At 46.7% G+C, this 22,297-nt stretch carries 10 protein-coding genes, 5 tRNA genes, 6 rRNA genes and 1 riboswitch; all 21 genes read right to left on the bottom strand.

The features are described 5' to 3' along the window. Nucleotides 1-73 precede the first annotated feature (73 nt). Nucleotides 74-1,201, bottom strand: coding sequence for a 2-iminoacetate synthase ThiH (thiH, locus tag OCV36_RS00195; protein ID WP_135459198.1), 1,128 nt, complete (start codon nt 1,199-1,201; stop codon nt 74-76). A 7-nt stretch (nt 1,202-1,208) separates the two neighbouring features. Next, complete coding sequence (locus tag OCV36_RS00190) at nt 1,209-1,973, bottom strand: thiazole synthase (RefSeq protein WP_135459196.1); 765 nt, start codon at nt 1,971-1,973, stop codon at nt 1,209-1,211. Nucleotides 1,974-1,975: 2 nt separating this feature from the next. After that, on the bottom strand, nt 1,976-2,185 hold the full coding sequence (thiS, locus tag OCV36_RS00185) for a sulfur carrier protein ThiS (RefSeq protein WP_017085664.1): 210 nt from the start codon (nt 2,183-2,185) through the stop codon (nt 1,976-1,978). Beyond that, nucleotides 2,182-2,964, bottom strand: coding sequence for a HesA/MoeB/ThiF family protein (locus OCV36_RS00180; RefSeq protein ID WP_135459195.1), 783 nt, complete (start codon nt 2,962-2,964; stop codon nt 2,182-2,184). The genes thiS and OCV36_RS00180 overlap by 4 nt, the downstream gene beginning before the upstream one ends. After that, a complete protein-coding gene (locus tag OCV36_RS00175) occupies nt 2,954-4,246 on the bottom strand; it encodes a thiamine phosphate synthase (RefSeq protein ID WP_135459193.1) in 1,293 nt (430 codons plus the stop codon). Before OCV36_RS00175 ends, OCV36_RS00180 begins: the two co-directional genes overlap by 11 nt. Beyond that, nucleotides 4,246-6,195: a phosphomethylpyrimidine synthase ThiC gene (thiC, locus tag OCV36_RS00170; protein ID WP_135459191.1), complete on the bottom strand. Its 1,950-nt coding sequence runs from the start codon at nt 6,193-6,195 to the stop codon at nt 4,246-4,248. Before thiC ends, OCV36_RS00175 begins: the two co-directional genes overlap by 1 nt. A 130-nt stretch (nt 6,196-6,325) precedes the next feature. After that, a riboswitch (TPP riboswitch) is annotated at nt 6,326-6,424 on the bottom strand. Between the two features lie 62 nt (nt 6,425-6,486). Further along, nucleotides 6,487-6,870, bottom strand: a complete 384-nt coding sequence (gene crcB / locus OCV36_RS00165) for a fluoride efflux transporter CrcB (protein WP_004736665.1) — start codon at nt 6,868-6,870, stop codon at nt 6,487-6,489. Between the two features lie 100 nt (nt 6,871-6,970). Then, complete coding sequence (locus tag OCV36_RS00160; RefSeq protein WP_135459189.1) at nt 6,971-8,353, bottom strand: multicopper oxidase family protein; 1,383 nt, start codon at nt 8,351-8,353, stop codon at nt 6,971-6,973. Between the two features lie 319 nt (nt 8,354-8,672). Next, nucleotides 8,673-8,749, bottom strand: a tRNA-Trp gene (locus OCV36_RS00155). A gap of 60 nt (nt 8,750-8,809) precedes the next feature. After that, nucleotides 8,810-8,886, bottom strand: a tRNA-Asp gene (locus OCV36_RS00150). Between the two features lie 67 nt (nt 8,887-8,953). Next, nucleotides 8,954-9,069, bottom strand: a 5S ribosomal RNA gene (gene rrf / locus OCV36_RS00145). Between the two features lie 97 nt (nt 9,070-9,166). Then, nucleotides 9,167-12,060: ribosomal RNA gene (locus tag OCV36_RS00140) — 23S ribosomal RNA — on the bottom strand. A 370-nt stretch (nt 12,061-12,430) separates the two neighbouring features. Next, nucleotides 12,431-12,506: transfer RNA gene (locus OCV36_RS00135), tRNA-Val, on the bottom strand. 32 nt (nt 12,507-12,538) lie between these two features. After that, nucleotides 12,539-12,614: transfer RNA gene (locus OCV36_RS00130), tRNA-Lys, on the bottom strand. Between the two features lie 2 nt (nt 12,615-12,616). Further along, nucleotides 12,617-12,692 (bottom strand) — tRNA-Glu (locus OCV36_RS00125). Between the two features lie 91 nt (nt 12,693-12,783). Beyond that, nucleotides 12,784-14,338 (bottom strand): 16S ribosomal RNA (locus tag OCV36_RS00120). A gap of 409 nt (nt 14,339-14,747) precedes the next feature. Then, nucleotides 14,748-14,863, bottom strand: a 5S ribosomal RNA gene (rrf, locus tag OCV36_RS00115). A gap of 97 nt (nt 14,864-14,960) precedes the next feature. Continuing rightward, nucleotides 14,961-17,854 (bottom strand): 23S ribosomal RNA (locus OCV36_RS00110). A gap of 355 nt (nt 17,855-18,209) precedes the next feature. After that, nucleotides 18,210-19,764: ribosomal RNA gene (locus tag OCV36_RS00105) — 16S ribosomal RNA — on the bottom strand. Together the 16S, 23S and 5S rRNA genes with 5 tRNA genes alongside form the textbook arrangement of a ribosomal RNA operon. Before the next feature lie 528 nt (nt 19,765-20,292). Beyond that, on the bottom strand, nt 20,293-20,820 hold the full coding sequence (gene hemG / locus OCV36_RS00100) for a menaquinone-dependent protoporphyrinogen IX dehydrogenase (protein ID WP_017073800.1): 528 nt from the start codon (nt 20,818-20,820) through the stop codon (nt 20,293-20,295). A gap of 9 nt (nt 20,821-20,829) precedes the next feature. Beyond that, a complete protein-coding gene (locus tag OCV36_RS00095; RefSeq protein ID WP_010433127.1) occupies nt 20,830-22,287 on the bottom strand; it encodes a TrkH family potassium uptake protein in 1,458 nt (485 codons plus the stop codon). Nucleotides 22,288-22,297: the final 10 nt, after the last annotated feature.

Below are 22,297 nucleotides of genomic sequence, written 5' to 3'. Positions count from 1 at the left end.
CTAAAGGTAGCCGTTTTTGTTTGTCGATAGAACTTCGTCGATGTTTCACGTGGAACATCAACCAATATGTTGATTAACCAGAATAGGCACTGTGCCAATCTCGCCATACTGGGTCGAAACCACGCTTACGAATCATCGACTCAACATCGGCAGCACTTCTCTCATCACTTATCTCAAACTGTTCGAGTTCTTCCTCACCCGAAGCATAACCACCAGGTTGGGTTTTAGAAGCCGCCGACATACTCGTGATTCCCAATGGCAACACATTATCGCGGAAGGTTGCTGACTCACGAGTAGATAGAGATAACTCGACCTCAGGGTTTAAGAGTCGATATGCGCAGATAAGCTGAACCAACTGTTTATCGTTCATGATCGACTTAGGCTGCAAGCCTCCATTACTGTCTCCACCCTCGCACGGGCGAAGACGCGGGAATGAAATTGAATAGCGAGTCTGCCAATAAGTGCACTCTAGGTAATCTAAGTGAGCAGCAACAAAGAAGCAGTCGGTTCGCCAATCTTCCAAACCAATCAAGGCACCTATACCTATTTTATCGATCCCCGCTTTTGCCAAGCGATCGGGAGTTTCAAGGCGATATTCAAAATCCATTTTATTGCCACGTAGATGATGCTCAGCGTAAGTTCTGGGTTGATAGGTCTCTTGGTAAACCATAACAGCATCTAAGCCGAGAGTTTTAAGCTCTGCGTAATCATGTTGATCAAGCGGCTGCACTTCCATTGCAAGGTAGTTAAATTGCTTTTTAATATTCGGCAACACCTGTCGAAAGTAATTCATCCCGACCTTAGTTTCATGTTCACCGGTGACCAACAAAACGCTATCGAACTTCATCTTTTTGATAGCCGCACTTTCGGCATCAATTTCATCCAAAGTAAGTGTGCGGCGCTTGATACGGTTCTCCATTGAGAAGCCACAATACGTGCACGCATTAGCGCACAGGTTAGACAGGTACAAAGGAATATAAAGCGACATTGTATTGCCAAATCGCTTACGAGTTAGCGCTAGCGATTGTTGTGCCATCTGCTCTAAGTAAGGTTCTGCCGCCGGAGAGATCAGCGCCTTAAAGTCTTCTAAGTCGCGTTTGGGTTTACTCAGAGCACGTTCAACATCCGCTGCCGTTTTACTGAAGATAGACATACCAATGTCATCCCAGTTGAGCTGTTTAAATCGATCAACAAACGTCATAGCAATACTACTCGTCTAGGAATGAAGTTAACGGGCTCGAAGCAACCGCGTGAGATACTTTTCCTGCAAGTCCAGCAAGGTAAGCCATACGCCCTGCTTCTACCGCCAACTTAAAGGCAATCGCCATATCAACGGGCTGTTGAGACGCAGCTATCGCAGTATTCACTAGAACAGCATCCGCACCCATTTCCATTGCACGAGCAGCATGAGATGGTGCACCAATGCCCGCATCAACAATCACAGGAACATTCGCTTGATCGATAATTATCTCTAAGAAGTCTGCCGAAGCGATACCTTTGTTTGAACCAATTGGCGCACCTAGCGGCATAACCGCAGCACAACCCACCTCTTCCAAGCATTTACACAATACTGGATCGGCATGGCAGTAAGGCAACACAACAAAACCATCTTTAACCAGTTGCTCAGCAGCTTTAAGCGTCTCTATTGGGTCTGGCATCAAGTACTTTGGATCTGGATGAATTTCCAGTTTAAGCCAGTTTGTACCTAGCGCTTCACGAGCCAAATGCGCAGCAAAGACAGCATCTTTTGCATTCTTAGCGCCTGACGTATTCGGTAGTAAGTTCACGCCAGCATCAATGATGGGTTGTAAAATGTCGTCTTGCTCAGAACGAATATCAACTCTCTTCAACGCCATGGTTGCCAGTTGCGAGCCCGAAGCTTCAATAGCACTCGCCATCAAGTGCTTGTTCGCGAACTTACCCGTTCCTGTGAAGAGTCGTGATTGAAACGTTTTATCAGCGATAGTTAACATGGTTAGCCTCCTGCTATAGCTTGGAAAAGAGAAATAGCGTCGCCTTCATTGACGACAGTTTGTTGCCACTGGCTGCGCGGGACAACCGCATTATTGATTGCAAATACACAACCCAGATCAGGTAGTGATAGAGCCTGGATAATGTCCGCTAGAGACGACAAGTGCGCGACCTGTTCTGGTTGCTCGTTTATAGAGATCGTTATATGACTCATTGGATTTCTTCTTCTAAATGCTTAACTGCAGACGTACTGCACACGGGACATTCACTATCTTGAGTGACCATTAAGTTTTGCCAATTCATCGTTTGGCCATCGAACAGTTTGAGCTGGTGTGTTGTTACCTGAAACTCACCACGAGTTAAACGTTGAATGGCAGCCAAAGCTTGAAGGTTACCTATGGTGCCAACAACCGGGCCTATGATGCCGCTATCGCTACAACGAGTCGTTTGTGGGTGATGACTGAACGGAAACAAACAGTGATAGCACCCTTTCTGATTCTGATAATCAAAGACAATAAACTGGCCTTTCCAGCCAATTGCAGAACCGGAAATCAAAGGTGTATTGCTACCGAAGCATGCTTGGTTAACCTGGTGGCGTGACTTAAAGTTGTCAGTACAATCCAACACCAAATCAGCGAGCATCACTTCAAGTTCAAGCTGACTTTCACTCATTCGCTGATTGATGGTTCTTACTTGGCTGCGACTATTGAGCTCGCTCAGTTGTTGCTTCAAAGCTTCGACTTTAGGCGAACCTAACTGAATTTCTTTGAACGCGACCTGTCGTTGCAGGTTAGATGAATCCACACAGTCATCATCAACCAACACGATCTTTCCAACACCAGAAGCTGCAAGGTAAAGAGCCGCAGCATTACCTAAGCCACCACAACCAATCACTAACACATGGCTATTTAATAGGTTTCGTTGTCCTTGTTCACCGACTTCAGGTAACGCAATTTGTCGTTGATAACGAATAAATTCAAAGTCACTCAGCATAGCTAGGCTCCTGCATAACCTCTTCTTTGAGAGCTGGAGGTTTTGACGCCATCAGTTTTTCGAAAAATTCGATCACCTTTTTAGGGTCTTCCGCTAATGTAATCGCACGAACAACCGCCAAACTCGACACCCTACAATCCCACACCTGCTCAGCTGTCGATTGGTCAATACCACCAATAGCAACCGTCGGATAACCGGTGAGTTCTTTTGTATATGGGATAGTATCAATCAGCTGTTGATACAGAGATAAACGAACTATACCCTGAGGCTTTGATGGCATCTGCTTAGTCGTTGTTGGAAAGATGTGGCCTAGCGCAATATAGCTTGGGTTGATTTGAACAATGCGCAGTAACTCGTAATAGCCATGAGTCGATAAACCAATCTTTATACCCGCTTGGCTCAACTGTGAGAGGTTTGATTCTTCAATATCCTCTTGCCCCAAATGAACACCAAAAGCGTCATGCTTGAGTGCAAGCTGCCAGTAATCATTGATAAAAACTTGAGCGTTATGCTCTCGACCAAGCTCGATAGATCGTGTGATTTGTTGTTCTAAGTCCGCTTGCAGCGGGTTCTTAATACGTAGTTGGACAGTGTTGATTCCAAGCTTGAGTAATCTTTCGATCCACTCGACATCATCAACTACGGGGTATAAACCGAGGCTACTCTTATTCAACTCAGGAAAAGAAAGTGATGTCCCTTGGTTAGCCCAACCTACGCTTATGTCCAATAGTTGATCTTCAAGAACAGGGATAGGAAAATTTTGGTAATGTGCAGGCCATGTTCCACGTGAAACATTAGATGCTGATCGAGCTAAAACTAGTGCGTCTTCTAGTGGGAACTCCAACGCCAACAAAGTAAGTAACCAGGCAAAATGGCCGCGATTATCTAATTCCTGATGAGCTGTAGTTGCACTATTGATAGCACGATTAGCATCTAGGTGTGACCAGATATCCAATACAGCCGAATCATCTAAGACACCAATATAGATAGTATTCGGAGTTTGTACCAAAGCATCGCAGACGCCAGCTAGCGCCACTGAATGACTGTAATCAACAACATGGTTCAGTTCTGCTAGCTGACACACCGTCAATGAATCAACATCATGAGCAAAGCCAATAGATAACGCCTGCTGAGCATCAACGATAGAGAAGTATTGAGTTGGGCTTACGCCCAACTCAACTGCATCGGTTGCAAAGCCTTGTCGCTTAGCAACCAATAGACAGTTCTGCACCTCTCCCGTTAACTCAATATTTTGAGATGGGATGAGTATCTTCACTGTCATTATTCCTCTAGTTGAGCTTCTTTTGCACCTACTGCAGGGTGGTAAAGTTCAGAGCCGGTATCACGGAACTCTTGTGATTTCTGACGCATTCCTTCCAACGGGTTATCCAACATCTTAATTTCGATAGCCTGATCAGCCGCCACTTGTTCGGTGTCTTTCGCATACTCTCGTACTTCCTGAGAGATCTTCATCGAGCAGAATTTAGGTCCACACATAGAGCAGAAGTGAGCAACCTTACCCGACTCTTGTGGCAGAGTTTCATCATGGAAAGAACGCGCGGTTTCCGGATCTAAAGCTAGATTAAATTGGTCTTCCCAACGGAATTCAAAACGCGCCTTTGATAATGCATTGTCGCGGATTTGTGCGCCCGGATGTCCTTTTGCCAAGTCTGCTGCATGTGCTGCCAGCTTGTAAGTAATCAAGCCAGTCTTCACGTCTTCTTTGTTTGGTAAGCCTAAATGTTCTTTAGGAGTGACATAACAGAGCATCGCACAGCCGTACCAACCAATCATGGCGGCACCAATACCAGAGGTAATATGGTCGTAACCAGGGGCAATATCTGTCGTCAGTGGACCTAAAGTATAGAAAGGTGCTTCGTGGCAGTGCTCTAACTGCTCGTCCATATTCTCTTTGATTAGGTGCATTGGTACATGCCCAGGACCTTCAATGATCACCTGAACGTCGTATTCCCAAGCCACTTTAGTCAACTCACCTAGAGTACGTAATTCCGAGAATTGAGCTTCATCATTAGCATCAGCAATCGAACCCGGACGCAGGCCATCACCTAATGACAGAGCAACATCGTACTTCGCACAGATCTCACAGATCTCACGGAAGTGGGTATAAAGGAAGCTTTCTTGATGATGTGCAAGGCACCATTTCGCGATGATAGAACCGCCGCGAGAGACAATGCCAGTCACACGCTTAGCGGTCATAGGGACGTAACGAAGCAGTAAACCTGCGTGGATAGTAAAATAATCAACACCCTGCTCTGCTTGTTCAATCAAGGTATCACGCATCACTTCCCAGTTAAGGTCTTCCGCAACGCCATTCACTTTTTCAAGCGCCTGATACATAGGAACCGTACCAATCGGCACCGGACTGTTACGCAAGATCCATTCGCGAGTCTCGTGGATATTACGGCCGGTGGAAAGGTCCATCACGGTATCGCCACCCCAGCGAGTCGACCAGACTAGCTTCTCAACTTCTTCTTCAATCGAAGAGCTTACTGAAGAGTTACCGATATTGGCGTTCACTTTCACTAAGAAGTTTCGGCCAATAATCATAGGTTCTGATTCTGGGTGATTGATGTTTGAAGGGATAATAGCTCGACCTTCTGCAACTTCTTTGCGCACGAACTCAGGGGTAATTTCTTTCGGTAGGTTGGCACCGAAGTTATGGCCAGGGTGTTGATGATTAAGCTGCTCATCAGCAAACTTCTGACGTCCCATATTCTCACGTATTGCAATGTACTCCATCTCAGGAGTGATAATGCCTTGACGAGCATAATGCAGCTGGGTAACACATTGGTTACCTGTAGCACGACGAATTCTAGGTAGATTGCCGTAACGAAGGTCGTCTAGGGTTTCATCTTCTAAACGTTCTTTGGTGTAAACAGAGCTTACATCGTCTAACAGTTCCGTATCGCCACGCTCATCAATCCATTGCTCTCGCAACTTAGGAAGACCGTTATACAGGTCTATTTCGTGTGTAGGGTCTGTATAAACACCGGAGGTATCGTAAACTTGAATAGGTACATTAGGTTCGAATACAGGCTCTTTTTTGCTGCCACCCACAAGGCTATCAGCGAGTGATATTTCTCGGACAGGGACTTGAATGTCCGCTCGAGATCCTTGGATGTAAGCTTTTTTTGAATTTGGATAAGGTTGTACGGATAAAGAATCAATGAAATTCTTCGCTTCCAGTCTTGCTTGTTTACGACTCGACATAGCATTTTTCCTTGGCTTTTAGCCATTATTTATAGGGATAAAAATGCTTGACGGATTTGATGCTACAAGAGGGATTACAACAAGAAAATACAGTTGTGATCTGGAGATAGATCTCTAGAAGGATTCTAGTTAGATACCTACTCTTGTTCCCTTCGCAGGTATTAGCCTGATCAGGTTCAACGGATCCCGAGTTAACGGTCTCAGCCATATGGCACTCCGACAAGTTCGATCGAGTATATAAAAACGGCTTGGATAAACCAAGCCGAGTTGTTAACAAATCGTAAGAAAGTTTTAAGACTTTATCAAAAGTTGGAAGCCGATCCATGCTGCTGAGATGCTGAGAACCACGTTGAGTAGCACATTGAGTCCCATCTTAAAGAAAGCACCCTGCTGCATAAGAAGCACGTTATCCATCGAAAATGTAGAAAATGTAGTCAGTGCTCCAAGGAAACCAAGACCGATGATCTGCCTCCATGGTTCTGTCGCAACCATCTCATTCTCAAACGCTGCGATGAGTAAACCCATAATTAAAGAGCCAATTACGTTAACTGTCAGCGTACCGTAAGGGAAGCCACGTCCTAGCATCACCACACATAACTCTGAAATCAAATAACGCGAACAAGCACCAAATGCGCCACCAATGGCAATAAAACCTAAAATAGATAACTGACCCATGAATCCTCCCAAACAATAGTCCCTATATTCTAGCTTTACCGCCGATAAAAGCGAGGGTATAAACTAAGAATGCATGCGCAAATATTAAACGTTACAGGTGTCACTTAACTTCAATATATCCCATCAATCCCGTTTTCATGTGTTCAATAACATGACAGTGGTACATCCAACGCCCTGGGTTGTCTGCAACAAATGCAGCTTTAGCTCGGCCATTTTTTCCAAGTAGCACAGTATCTGTATGGAAAGGTTCTTCAATTTTTTTACCATCAATTTCCAATACAGTGAATGTATGACCATGAATATGAATCGGGTGATGATATTGAGTAACGTTCTTAAGATCGAATATGTAAGTCTTACCTAGTTCTAAAGTTGCCAACGGTTTAGGAATATTATCTTTACTCATTCCTTCCCATGCTCTTTTATTAGCAAGCCAAAACTTAGGCATGGACTTCCCATCTTTAGACACTGGTGATACCGCGCCCTCCCACTCGAATACAAAATCGATCTCTTCAGCATTAGCAATATCTAGGTTAGGTACTGGATTCAATGGTAATAATGGCAACACCCGCTCTTGAGTAAATGTTGAGTCTACGACTTCAAATTCACATAAAGGAAATGGGAAACGCCCCTTCATTTGGAGAACGTTAACTCGCTCCCCTGCTTTAGGAGCGATCAATCCGATATCAACACGCATACCCGGACCAATTTTATGTTGAGTCAGTTTATAAGGCGTTTTTACAGGATTACCATCGATGGCTATAACCCATGCTTCAGCCCCTTCGACAGCAATAGGGTAAGTGATCGTATTATCGACATTAGCAATACGCAGTCTAGTCGCTGCATACTGCTTCAACTGATATATGGGTTCATGGATTCCATTAACACTACTCCACTCACCAGGAGTGCCCATACGAGCACTGAGTCGTGGGATCATTAAATCTTTCCATTGACCCTGTTTGTCGATGTGCCAATGCTTAAGCATCAATGCGTGTTCTTCATCGAACCGTACTGGATTACTCTCTTCTACGATAATAAGACCAACTAAGCCCATACCAAGCTGCTTCACGCTATTCATGTGTGGGTGATACCAAAACGTACCGGCATCTGGCGGCGTAAATTCATAAATGAATGTTTCGCCAGGCATAATAGGAGGTTGGCTCAAGAAAGGAACGCCATCCATTTCGATTGGAATTCTTAGGCCATGCCAATGAATGGTAGTAGGTTCTGATAGCTTATTGGTAAAACGAATTATTACCTTCTCACCTTGTCGACACTGAATCGTTGGAGCAGGAATCTGTCCATTGAAACCCAAAATATTGGTATTAAATCCCTTCACTAACTCTGCTGTTGAGGGCTCAGCAGTTAAGTCATAAACATACTTTCCTTGCTCATCAGCAGACCGCTTCATTGAACAAGCGGGGAGTACTGTTAGTGCAGATATAGCGAGAGATGATTGAATAAACTTACGACGGGAAATATCCATATTTGTTGCCTTTTAGTAATAACGACCAAAATGTAACAAAATATTGAGAATAATTCTCATAAAGAAGTGTGGATTGTGTTGTTAATTGCTTATAAAAGAGACTGAGATAAGTAAGCACTTACATTTCTAAGACAATATTCTATTCAAGGTAGGTAATTATCGATTAAAAATCGAACAAATGTAAATCAAAAAGACTCTAGGATTTCTGCTTCGATGGGGATCAATATAGTCGACTTGGCTGACACTCCGGTCCTCAACGTCACTTTGAAAAAGTGACAGATACAAAAAAGCTCCAGCATTTCTGCTGGAGCTTTAAATATGGCAGGGGTGGAGAGATTCGAACTCCCAACACGCGGATTTGGAATCCGCTGCTCTGCCAATTGGAGCTACACCCCTAAAACTTTATCTTGCTTCAGATTCGAAAAAACCTCGCACTAGGCGAGGTTATCGAATAAGTGGCGGAGTGGACGGGACTCGAACCCGCGACCCCCGGCGTGACAGGCCGGTATTCTAACCAACTGAACTACCACTCCGCAGTGGTCAACTCACTAAGTGAGCGTCCATATCCCCAGGTCGGTCGACCTAAAGATTTAATTTAAAGCCTGGCGATGTCCTACTCTCACATGGGGAAACCCCACACTACCATCGGCGCTATTGTGTTTCACTTCTGAGTTCGGCATGGAATCAGGTGGGTCCACAATGCTATGGTCGCCAAGCAAATTTTAAAATTCGGAAAGCTTATCTAAAAGTATTTCTCTTCAAACTCATTCAAGGTCTGATACATCTGAGTCCACAAAACCCCTTGGGTGTTGTATGGTTAAGCCTCACGGGCAATTAGTACAGGTTAGCTCAATGCCTCGCAGCACTTACACACCCTGCCTATCAACGTCGTAGTCTACGACAACCCTTTAGGACACTTATAGTGCCAGGGAAAACTCATCTCAAGGCTCGCTTCCCGCTTAGATGCTTTCAGCGGTTATCGATTCCGAACTTAGCTACCGGGCAATGCCATTGGCATGACAACCCGAACACCAGAGGTTCGTCCACTCCGGTCCTCTCGTACTAGGAGCAGCCCCTTTCAATTTTCCAACGCCCACGGCAGATAGGGACCGAACTGTCTCACGACGTTCTAAACCCAGCTCGCGTACCACTTTAAATGGCGAACAGCCATACCCTTGGGACCGACTTCAGCCCCAGGATGTGATGAGCCGACATCGAGGTGCCAAACACCGCCGTCGATATGAACTCTTGGGCGGTATCAGCCTGTTATCCCCGGAGTACCTTTTATCCGTTGAGCGATGGCCCTTCCATTCAGAACCACCGGATCACTATGACCTGCTTTCGCACCTGCTCGAATTGTCATTCTCGCAGTCAAGCGGGCTTATGCCATTGCACTAACCACACGATGTCCAACCGTGTTTAGCCCACCTTCGTGCTCCTCCGTTACTCTTTGGGAGGAGACCGCCCCAGTCAAACTACCCACCAGGCACTGTCCGTAATCCCGATTCAGGGACCAACGTTAGAACATCAAAACTACAAGGGTGGTATTTCAAGGACGACTCCATCACATCTAGCGACGCAATTTCATAGTCTCCCACCTATCCTACACATGTAGGTTCAATGTTCAGTGCCAAGCTGTAGTAAAGGTTCACGGGGTCTTTCCGTCTAGCCGCGGGTACACTGCATCTTCACAGCGATTTCAATTTCACTGAGTCTCGGGTGGAGACAGCGTGGCCATCATTACGCCATTCGTGCAGGTCGGAACTTACCCGACAAGGAATTTCGCTACCTTAGGACCGTTATAGTTACGGCCGCCGTTTACCGGGGCTTCGATCAAGAGCTTCGTCCGAAGACTAACCCCATCAATTAACCTTCCGGCACCGGGCAGGCGTCACACCGTATACGTCATCTTACGATTTTGCACAGTGCTGTGTTTTTAATAAACAGTTGCAGCCACCTGGTATCTGCGACTCTCGTCTGCTCCATCCGCAAGGGACTTCACTGATAAGAGCGTACCTTCTCCCGAAGTTACGGTACCATTTTGCCTAGTTCCTTCACCCGAGTTCTCTCAAGCGCCTTGGTATTCTCTACCCGACCACCTGTGTCGGTTTGGGGTACGATTCCTTACAATCTGAAGCTTAGAGGCTTTTCCTGGAAGCATGGCATCAATGACTTCACTACCGTAGTAGCTCGACATCGTATCTCAGCGTTAGTAGTGGTCCGGATTTACCTAAACCACCCGCCTACATACTTGAACCTGGACAACCGTCGCCAGGCCCACCTAGCCTTCTCCGTCCCCCCATCGCAATTGTAAGAAGTACGGGAATATTAACCCGTTTCCCATCGACTACGCCTTTCGGCCTCGCCTTAGGAGTCGACTTACCCTGCCCCGATTAACGTTGGACAGGAACCCTTGGTCTTCCGGCGAGGGAGTTTTTCACTCCCTTTATCGTTACTCATGTCAGCATTCGCACTTCTGATACCTCCAGCAGCCCTTACAGACCACCTTCAACGGCTTACAGAACGCTCCCCTACCCCACATACCCTAAGGTACGTAGCCGCAGCTTCGGTGTATAGCTTAGCCCCGTTACATCTTCCGCGCAGGCCGACTCGACCAGTGAGCTATTACGCTTTCTTTAAATGATGGCTGCTTCTAAGCCAACATCCTGGCTGTCTGAGCCTTCCCACATCGTTTCCCACTTAGCTATACTTTGGGACCTTAGCTGGCGGTCTGGGTTGTTTCCCTCTCCACGACGGACGTTAGCACCCGCCGTGTGTCTCCCGGATAGTACTTACTGGTATTCGGAGTTTGCAAAGGGTTGGTAAGTCGGGATGACCCCCTAGCCTTAACAGTGCTCTACCCCCAGTAGTATTCGTCCGAGGCGCTACCTAAATAGCTTTCGGGGAGAACCAGCTATCTCCAGGTTTGATTGGCCTTTCACCCCTAGCCACAAGTCATCCGCTAATTTTTCAACATTAGTCGGTTCGGTCCTCCAGTTGATGTTACTCAACCTTCAACCTGCCCATGGCTAGATCACCTGGTTTCGGGTCTAATCCTAGCAACTGTACGCCCAGTTAAGACTCGGTTTCCCTACGGCTCCCCTAAACGGTTAACCTTGCTACTAAAATTAAGTCGCTGACCCATTATACAAAAGGTACGCAGTCACACCACGAAGGTGCTCCTACTGCTTGTACGTACACGGTTTCAGGTTCTATTTCACTCCCCTCACAGGGGTTCTTTTCGCCTTTCCCTCACGGTACTGGTTCACTATCGGTCAGTCAGTAGTATTTAGCCTTGGAGGATGGTCCCCCCATATTCAGACAGGATATCACGTGTCCCGCCCTACTCGTTTTCACTGATTATGATGTGTCGGTTACGGGGCTATCACCCTTTACTGCGAGACTTTCCAGACTCTTCACCTGCATCATTAAAAGTTTAAGGGCTAATCCAATTTCGCTCGCCGCTACTTTCGGAATCTCGGTTGATTTCTCTTCCTCGGGGTACTTAGATGTTTCAGTTCCCCCGGTTTGCCTCCTGTTGCTATGTATTCACAACAGGATACGTGCTTATGCACGTGGGTTTCCCCATTCGGAAATCCCAGACTCAAAAGGTTATTACTACCTAATCTGGGCTTATCGCAAGTTATTACGTCCTTCATCGCCTCTGACTGCCAAGGCATCCACCGTGTACGCTTAGTCACTTAACCATACAACCCGAAAGGGTCTTAGTGTATGGCAACTAACCAAGGTTTTTGGTTGTCATTAAGAAGGGTTAATTCTCAATGACTGTTTGCCGGACTCAATTGTGAATCAATGTAAACATTGATTCGAATACAAGACACTTGAATGTGTTTGTTGTGTTTATCTAATGAAAGATAAACATTGAGAACTTTTAAATTTGATTGAATTACTCGTAAGTAAATCAATCAGTCAGCTTTCCAAATTGTTAAAGAGCATGAGACTTTAAGAACCAGTGTTCTAAAATTCACATTTTCTAAAGACTCTCAGGGTCAAACATACCAACCAGCGACAAAAGAAGTGGTTTGAACATTTTAATAACCAAGAATATTTAGAGAATGGTGGGCGATACCGGGCTCGAACCAGTGACCCCCTGCTTGTAAGGCAGGTGCTCTCCCAACTGAGCTAATCGCCCACGATAGTTTTAATTCCTTCGCGGAGAAAGAATGGTGGGTCGTGCAGGATTCGAACCTGCGACCAATTGATTAAAAGTCAACTGCTCTACCAACTGAGCTAACGACCCAATGGTATCCCGTAGGGGAGTCGAACCCCTGTTACCGCCGTGAAAGGGCGGTGTCCTAGGCCTCTAGACGAACGGGACACTGGATATTGAAGAACTTGGGAGTTCTTCGTCTCTTTACTTTTCTAAACCTAATCAATCTGTGTGGACACTCATCGTGACTATCTTCGTATAAGGAGGTGATCCAGCCCCAGGTTCCCCTAGGGCTACCTTGTTACGACTTCACCCCAGTCATGAACCACAAAGTGGTGAGCGTCCTCCCCGAAAGGTTAAACTACCCACTTCTTTTGCAGCCCACTCCCATGGTGTGACGGGCGGTGTGTACAAGGCCCGGGAACGTATTCACCGTGACATTCTGATTCACGATTACTAGCGATTCCGACTTCATGGAGTCGAGTTGCAGACTCCAATCCGGACTACGACGCACTTTTTGGGATTCGCTCACTATCGCTAGCTTGCTGCCCTCTGTATGCGCCATTGTAGCACGTGTGTAGCCCTACTCGTAAGGGCCATGATGACTTGACGTCGTCCCCACCTTCCTCCGGTTTATCACCGGCAGTCTCCCTGGAGTTCCCGACATTACTCGCTGGCAAACAAGGATAAGGGTTGCGCTCGTTGCGGGACTTAACCCAACATTTCACAACACGAGCTGACGACAGCCATGCAGCACCTGTCTCAGAGCTCCCGAAGGCACACCTGCGTCTCCGCTGGCTTCTCTGGATGTCAAGAGTAGGTAAGGTTCTTCGCGTTGCATCGAATTAAACCACATGCTCCACCGCTTGTGCGGGCCCCCGTCAATTCATTTGAGTTTTAATCTTGCGACCGTACTCCCCAGGCGGTCTACTTAACGCGTTAGCTCCGAAAGCCACGGCTCAAGGCCACAACCTCCAAGTAGACATCGTTTACGGCGTGGACTACCAGGGTATCTAATCCTGTTTGCTCCCCACGCTTTCGCATCTGAGTGTCAGTGTCTGTCCAGGGGGCCGCCTTCGCCACTGGTATTCCTTCAGATCTCTACGCATTTCACCGCTACACCTGAAATTCTACCCCCCTCTACAGCACTCTAGTTCACCAGTTTCAAATGCAGTTCCGAGGTTGAGCCCCGGGCTTTCACATCTGACTTAATGAACCACCTGCATGCGCTTTACGCCCAGTAATTCCGATTAACGCTCGCACCCTCCGTATTACCGCGGCTGCTGGCACGGAGTTAGCCGGTGCTTCTTCTGTTGCTAACGTCAAGATGCGCAGCTATTAACTACACACCCTTCCTCACAACTGAAAGTACTTTACAACCCGAAGGCCTTCTTCATACACGCGGCATGGCTGCATCAGGCTTTCGCCCATTGTGCAATATTCCCCACTGCTGCCTCCCGTAGGAGTCTGGACCGTGTCTCAGTTCCAGTGTGGCTGATCATCCTCTCAGACCAGCTAGGGATCGTCGCCTTGGTGAGCCATTACCTCACCAACTAGCTAATCCCACCTAGGCATATCTTGACGCGAGAGGTCCGAAGATCCCCCTCTTTGGCCCGTAGGCATTATGCGGTATTAGCCATCGTTTCCAATGGTTATCCCCCACATCAAGGCAATTTCCTAGGCATTACTCACCCGTCCGCCGCTCGACGCCCATTAACGCACCCGAAGGATTGTTAGTGTCGTTTCCGCTCGACTTGCATGTGTTAGGCCTGCCGCCAGCGTTCAATCTGAGCCATGATCAAACTCTTCAATTTAAGATTTTGTGACTCAACGAATACTGACTTCAAAACTAATATTCATAAATGAACATGTAATTCTAAAGCTATTACCATTCCAACAGAATGGTAATGAATTGACTGTGCCAAAATTAAGTAAACTTAACTTTGTATTGGTCACTCAGTTCATTGAAATCAAGTTTGTTACCGAAGTAACTGTTACTACCTAAGTAATAACGTTTTGATATTCATCAACGAGTGCCCACACAGATTGATAGGTTTAAATTGTTAAAGAGCGTGTTCTCTAAAAAGAGAACGCTTTCAGTGCCTTAGCACTTAAGCAGGACGCGTATAATACGCTTTCCACTTTGAAAGTCAACATAAAACACTAAGAAAACTTAGAACTCTATGGTGACTTGTCTATTAAATAGACAAAGTCGAAATTAAAGCCTGGCGATGTCCTACTCTCACATGGGGAAACCCCACACTACCATCGGCGCTATTGTGTTTCACTTCTGAGTTCGGCATGGAATCAGGTGGGTCCACAATGCTATGGTCGCCAAGCAAATTTTAAAATTCGGAAAGCTTATCTAAAAGTATTTCTCTTCAAACTCATTCAAGGTCTGATACATCTGAGTCCACAAAACCCCTTGGGTGTTGTATGGTTAAGCCTCACGGGCAATTAGTACAGGTTAGCTCAATGCCTCGCAGCACTTACACACCCTGCCTATCAACGTCGTAGTCTACGACAACCCTTTAGGACACTTATAGTGCCAGGGAAAACTCATCTCAAGGCTCGCTTCCCGCTTAGATGCTTTCAGCGGTTATCGATTCCGAACTTAGCTACCGGGCAATGCCATTGGCATGACAACCCGAACACCAGAGGTTCGTCCACTCCGGTCCTCTCGTACTAGGAGCAGCCCCTTTCAATTTTCCAACGCCCACGGCAGATAGGGACCGAACTGTCTCACGACGTTCTAAACCCAGCTCGCGTACCACTTTAAATGGCGAACAGCCATACCCTTGGGACCGACTTCAGCCCCAGGATGTGATGAGCCGACATCGAGGTGCCAAACACCGCCGTCGATATGAACTCTTGGGCGGTATCAGCCTGTTATCCCCGGAGTACCTTTTATCCGTTGAGCGATGGCCCTTCCATTCAGAACCACCGGATCACTATGACCTGCTTTCGCACCTGCTCGAATTGTCATTCTCGCAGTCAAGCGGGCTTATGCCATTGCACTAACCACACGATGTCCAACCGTGTTTAGCCCACCTTCGTGCTCCTCCGTTACTCTTTGGGAGGAGACCGCCCCAGTCAAACTACCCACCAGGCACTGTCCGTAATCCCGATTCAGGGACCAACGTTAGAACATCAAAACTACAAGGGTGGTATTTCAAGGACGACTCCATCACATCTAGCGACGCAATTTCATAGTCTCCCACCTATCCTACACATGTAGGTTCAATGTTCAGTGCCAAGCTGTAGTAAAGGTTCACGGGGTCTTTCCGTCTAGCCGCGGGTACACTGCATCTTCACAGCGATTTCAATTTCACTGAGTCTCGGGTGGAGACAGCGTGGCCATCATTACGCCATTCGTGCAGGTCGGAACTTACCCGACAAGGAATTTCGCTACCTTAGGACCGTTATAGTTACGGCCGCCGTTTACCGGGGCTTCGATCAAGAGCTTCGTCCGAAGACTAACCCCATCAATTAACCTTCCGGCACCGGGCAGGCGTCACACCGTATACGTCATCTTACGATTTTGCACAGTGCTGTGTTTTTAATAAACAGTTGCAGCCACCTGGTATCTGCGACTCTCGTCTGCTCCATCCGCAAGGGACTTCACTGATAAGAGCGTACCTTCTCCCGAAGTTACGGTACCATTTTGCCTAGTTCCTTCACCCGAGTTCTCTCAAGCGCCTTGGTATTCTCTACCCGACCACCTGTGTCGGTTTGGGGTACGATTCCTTACAATCTGAAGCTTAGAGGCTTTTCCTGGAAGCATGGCATCAATGACTTCACTACCGTAGTAGCTCGACATCGTATCTCAGCGTTAGTAGTGGTCCGGATTTACCTAAACCACCCGCCTACATACTTGAACCTGGACAACCGTCGCCAGGCCCACCTAGCCTTCTCCGTCCCCCCATCGCAATTGTAAGAAGTACGGGAATATTAACCCGTTTCCCATCGACTACGCCTTTCGGCCTCGCCTTAGGAGTCGACTTACCCTGCCCCGATTAACGTTGGACAGGAACCCTTGGTCTTCCGGCGAGGGAGTTTTTCACTCCCTTTATCGTTACTCATGTCAGCATTCGCACTTCTGATACCTCCAGCAGCCCTTACAGACCACCTTCAACGGCTTACAGAACGCTCCCCTACCCCACATACCCTAAGGTACGTAGCCGCAGCTTCGGTGTATAGCTTAGCCCCGTTACATCTTCCGCGCAGGCCGACTCGACCAGTGAGCTATTACGCTTTCTTTAAATGATGGCTGCTTCTAAGCCAACATCCTGGCTGTCTGAGCCTTCCCACATCGTTTCCCACTTAGCTATACTTTGGGACCTTAGCTGGCGGTCTGGGTTGTTTCCCTCTCCACGACGGACGTTAGCACCCGCCGTGTGTCTCCCGGATAGTACTTACTGGTATTCGGAGTTTGCAAAGGGTTGGTAAGTCGGGATGACCCCCTAGCCTTAACAGTGCTCTACCCCCAGTAGTATTCGTCCGAGGCGCTACCTAAATAGCTTTCGGGGAGAACCAGCTATCTCCAGGTTTGATTGGCCTTTCACCCCTAGCCACAAGTCATCCGCTAATTTTTCAACATTAGTCGGTTCGGTCCTCCAGTTGATGTTACTCAACCTTCAACCTGCCCATGGCTAGATCACCTGGTTTCGGGTCTAATCCTAGCAACTGTACGCCCAGTTAAGACTCGGTTTCCCTACGGCTCCCCTAAACGGTTAACCTTGCTACTAAAATTAAGTCGCTGACCCATTATACAAAAGGTACGCAGTCACACCACGAAGGTGCTCCTACTGCTTGTACGTACACGGTTTCAGGTTCTATTTCACTCCCCTCACAGGGGTTCTTTTCGCCTTTCCCTCACGGTACTGGTTCACTATCGGTCAGTCAGTAGTATTTAGCCTTGGAGGATGGTCCCCCCATATTCAGACAGGATATCACGTGTCCCGCCCTACTCGTTTTCACTGATTATGATGTGTCGGTTACGGGGCTATCACCCTTTATTGCGAGACTTTCCAGACTCTTCACCTGCATCATTAAAAGCTTAAGGGCTAATCCAATTTCGCTCGCCGCTACTTTCGGAATCTCGGTTGATTTCTCTTCCTCGGGGTACTTAGATGTTTCAGTTCCCCCGGTTTGCCTCCTGTTGCTATGTATTCACAACAGGATACGTGCTTATGCACGTGGGTTTCCCCATTCGGAAATCCCAGACTCAAAAGGTTATTACTACCTAATCTGGGCTTATCGCAAGTTATTACGTCCTTCATCGCCTCTGACTGCCAAGGCATCCACCGTGTACGCTTAGTCACTTAACCATACAACCCGAAAGGGTCTTAGTGTATGGCAACTAACCAAGGTTTTTGGTTGTCATCAAGAAGGGTTAATTCCTGATAACTGTTTGCCGGACTCAATTGTGAATCAAACTAAGTTTGATTCGAATACAAGACACTTGAATGTGTTTGTTGTGTTTATCTAATGAAAGATAAACATTGAGAACTTTTAAATTTGATTGAATTACTCGTAAGTAAATCAATCAGTCAGCTTTCCAAATTGTTAAAGAGCATAAAGCAAAAAGCTTTAATCAATAACTTACGTTATTAATTAAAGCTCTGGCTTTAACTAAATCTAAACCATCAATCTGTGTGGACACTCATCGTGACTATCTTCGTATAAGGAGGTGATCCAGCCCCAGGTTCCCCTAGGGCTACCTTGTTACGACTTCACCCCAGTCATGAACCACAAAGTGGTGAGCGTCCTCCCCGAAAGGTTAAACTACCCACTTCTTTTGCAGCCCACTCCCATGGTGTGACGGGCGGTGTGTACAAGGCCCGGGAACGTATTCACCGTGACATTCTGATTCACGATTACTAGCGATTCCGACTTCATGGAGTCGAGTTGCAGACTCCAATCCGGACTACGACGCACTTTTTGGGATTCGCTCACTATCGCTAGCTTGCTGCCCTCTGTATGCGCCATTGTAGCACGTGTGTAGCCCTACTCGTAAGGGCCATGATGACTTGACGTCGTCCCCACCTTCCTCCGGTTTATCACCGGCAGTCTCCCTGGAGTTCCCGACATTACTCGCTGGCAAACAAGGATAAGGGTTGCGCTCGTTGCGGGACTTAACCCAACATTTCACAACACGAGCTGACGACAGCCATGCAGCACCTGTCTCAGAGCTCCCGAAGGCACACCTGCGTCTCCGCTGGCTTCTCTGGATGTCAAGAGTAGGTAAGGTTCTTCGCGTTGCATCGAATTAAACCACATGCTCCACCGCTTGTGCGGGCCCCCGTCAATTCATTTGAGTTTTAATCTTGCGACCGTACTCCCCAGGCGGTCTACTTAACGCGTTAGCTCCGAAAGCCACGGCTCAAGGCCACAACCTCCAAGTAGACATCGTTTACGGCGTGGACTACCAGGGTATCTAATCCTGTTTGCTCCCCACGCTTTCGCATCTGAGTGTCAGTGTCTGTCCAGGGGGCCGCCTTCGCCACTGGTATTCCTTCAGATCTCTACGCATTTCACCGCTACACCTGAAATTCTACCCCCCTCTACAGCACTCTAGTTCACCAGTTTCAAATGCAGTTCCGAGGTTGAGCCCCGGGCTTTCACATCTGACTTAATGAACCACCTGCATGCGCTTTACGCCCAGTAATTCCGATTAACGCTCGCACCCTCCGTATTACCGCGGCTGCTGGCACGGAGTTAGCCGGTGCTTCTTCTGTTGCTAACGTCAAGATGCGCAGCTATTAACTACACACCCTTCCTCACAACTGAAAGTACTTTACAACCCGAAGGCCTTCTTCATACACGCGGCATGGCTGCATCAGGCTTTCGCCCATTGTGCAATATTCCCCACTGCTGCCTCCCGTAGGAGTCTGGACCGTGTCTCAGTTCCAGTGTGGCTGATCATCCTCTCAGACCAGCTAGGGATCGTCGCCTTGGTGAGCCATTACCTCACCAACTAGCTAATCCCACCTAGGCATATCTTGACGCGAGAGGCCCGAAGGTCCCCCTCTTTGGCCCGTAGGCATTATGCGGTATTAGCCATCGTTTCCAATGGTTATCCCCCACATCAAGGCAATTTCCTAGGTATTACTCACCCGTCCGCCGCTCGACGCCCATTAACGCACCCGAAGGATTGTTAGTGTCGTTTCCGCTCGACTTGCATGTGTTAGGCCTGCCGCCAGCGTTCAATCTGAGCCATGATCAAACTCTTCAATTTAAGATTTTGTGACTCAACGAATACTGACTTCAAAACTAATATTCATTCGAAAATGAACATGTAATTCTAAAGCTATTACCATTCCAACAGAATGGTAATGAATTGACTGTGCCAAATAACCGAAGTTATTCGTATTGGTCACTCAGTTCATTGAAATCAAGTTTGTTACCGAAGTAACTGTTACTACCTAAGTAATAACGTTTTGATATTCATCAACGAGTGCCCACACAGATTGATAGGTTTAAATTGTTAAAGAGCTTTTCCTTTTTGAGCTTCGCTCAAATCGGACGGCCATTTTAGCGATTTAAGTTTTAGTGTCAACCACTATTTTCAAAACTTCTTTCAAGCGTTTAGCTTGGCTAATTTGGCTTGCTGATTCGTTATGGTTTCCTAAGAAGCCTTTCCGTTTCAACGAGGTCGCATTATAGAGATTTCGATCACACTGGCAAGCCCTTTTTTGAGTTTTTTGCGTTTTTCTATTCGTTCGATTAAAAAGAACGCAAAACGCCTCAAAAGTAGGCTTTTCTCTTACATACTCTGCAGTTTTTCAGAAAACAAAGAGACTTTTTCCCAATTCGTGTACTCAACTTCCTTGGTTGTATCCGTTTCTCCACCTGTCATGTTCATAATGAAGCGAATCATCGTTTTATCGAACCAGTTATAGCGTGGGTAATAGAGTGCACCAGCAAATACACCGATTAAAGTTGGCTGCCATGGTGATTTTTTAAGAAACGTCTTTATATAAGCACTACCTTCGGGGGTATCTTTACCTTGATCTTCTTTACGAGCCGTTAAGTTAACGCAAAAGAAGGCAACCTTATTTGATTGCAGCTGATCAAGGTTGGCATCAATAAACTGATATAGCTTCTTATTAAGGTGGCCATAACGAATAGAAGCGCCAATCAACACTCTATCGTATTGAGCAAAGTCGACATTACCAATAGTGTGCAGATCTTGAAGCTCACATTCGAACTCATTCATTTCTTCTTTTATATAGTCCAAGATTTTCTTGGTCTGACCTTCACGGCTTGAATACAAAAATAGAGCTTTTGCCACAATATGTCCTTAGCTACGCCAAAACGTAGGGGTCAATAAAATTAATAAGGTGAATATTTCTAAACGCCCAAACAGCATAGATACGATCAACACCCACTTTGCTTTGTCATTTACATCGCCAAAATGCATTGCAACTTCACCAAGACCAGGGCCAAGGTTATTCAATGTCGCCGCCACAGCAGAAAAAGCACTTAGCTCATCCATCCCTGTAGCAATAAGAGCCAACATACAAACCACAAAAACCAATGCGTACGCAGAGAAAAAGCCCCAAACCGCATCCACGACTCTTTGTGGTAATGCTGACCCGCCAACCTTGATGGTATAGACAGCACGGGGATGAACAAGGCGCTTCATTTCACGAGCACCTTGCAGAGTAAGCAATAAGATTCGAATGACTTTCATACCACCGCCTGTTGAACCTGCACACCCACCAATAAAGGAAGAGAACAGAAGCAAAACGGGCAAGAATAGTGGCCACTCAGAAAAACCGGTGGTGGTGAAGCCTGCGGTTGTTGAAATAGATACTGTCTGGAACAGCGCTTGATCGAAAGCATCGTAATACGAATCGTAAGAGTGATGATTAAGTAGCAATAAGAAACAAACTAAGAACAGTACAACTTGAATAAAGATAAAGGCGCGAAACTCAGGATCTTTCCAATAATACTTAGGATGCACACCACCTGAAGCAAATGCCGCAAAGTGAAGTGAATAGTTACATGCTGATATAAGGAGGAACACGACCGTAATCATGTTGATAGCAGGACTGTTGAAATAGCCCATGCTCGCATCGTGAGTCGAGAAGCCACCAATCGCAATCGTAGAGAAGCTATGGCTGATAGCATCAAAGAAACTCATACCGGCAAGCCAAAACGCCACGGCACAGGCAATAGTTAAACTCAGGTAGATATACCAAAGTGCTTTCGCAGTTTCAGCAATACGCGGAGTCATCTTACTGTCTTTGACTGGGCCTGGGATTTCAGCTCGATATAACTGCATACCACCAATACCGAGAACAGGAAGGATGGCGACCGCCAATACGATGATACCCATACCACCGAACCATTGCAGGAACTGGCGGTAAAATAGAATTGCCTTAGGTAGGTCATCGAGGCCAACAATAACTGTTGCACCTGTAGTTGTTAATGCAGAAAACGATTCGAAGAAAGCATCGGTAACCGAAACGTTCGGGTTATCGGCGATCAAAAACGGCAATGCGCCCGCACTGCCGATTACCGTCCAAAACAACACAACAATAAGAAAGCCATCACGCGCTTTCAACTCATGTTTATATCGTCGGTTGGGAAACCAACAAGTTGCCCCACAGAATAATAGAACGAAAAAAGTCGTCACAAATGGCACACCCGCACCATCTCTATAGATAAGTGCGACGAGCGCAGGTGCGAGCATTGATACACTAAAAAGTGCTAATAATAATCCGACGATTCGAATAATTGAGCGAAATTGCATGAGCTATTGA

The organism is Vibrio echinoideorum (genome assembly GCF_024347455.1).
In the GTDB taxonomy this organism is placed as follows: Bacteria; Pseudomonadota; Gammaproteobacteria; order Enterobacterales; family Vibrionaceae; genus Vibrio; species Vibrio echinoideorum.
Note: the sequence above shows the minus strand (reverse complement) of the source record. Positions and strands in the feature narration are given on the sequence as shown.

Excerpts from the sequence above, each read along its gene's own strand:
- thiH (WP_135459198.1), bottom strand. The coding sequence starts at position 1,201 with ATGACGTTTGTTGATCGATTTAAACAGCTCAACTGGGATGACATTGGT.
- OCV36_RS00190 (WP_135459196.1), bottom strand. The coding sequence starts at position 1,973 with ATGTTAACTATCGCTGATAAAACGTTTCAATCACGACTCTTCACAGGA.
- thiS (WP_017085664.1), bottom strand. The coding sequence starts at position 2,185 with ATGAGTCATATAACGATCTCTATAAACGAGCAACCAGAACAGGTCGCG.
- OCV36_RS00180 (WP_135459195.1), bottom strand. The coding sequence starts at position 2,964 with ATGCTGAGTGACTTTGAATTTATTCGTTATCAACGACAAATTGCGTTA.
- OCV36_RS00175 (WP_135459193.1), bottom strand. The coding sequence starts at position 4,246 with ATGACAGTGAAGATACTCATCCCATCTCAAAATATTGAGTTAACGGGA.
- thiC (WP_135459191.1), bottom strand. The coding sequence starts at position 6,195 with ATGTCGAGTCGTAAACAAGCAAGACTGGAAGCGAAGAATTTCATTGAT.
- crcB (WP_004736665.1), bottom strand. The coding sequence starts at position 6,870 with ATGGGTCAGTTATCTATTTTAGGTTTTATTGCCATTGGTGGCGCATTT.
- OCV36_RS00160 (WP_135459189.1), bottom strand. The coding sequence starts at position 8,353 with ATGGATATTTCCCGTCGTAAGTTTATTCAATCATCTCTCGCTATATCT.
- OCV36_RS00095 (WP_010433127.1), bottom strand. The coding sequence starts at position 22,287 with ATGCAATTTCGCTCAATTATTCGAATCGTCGGATTATTATTAGCACTT.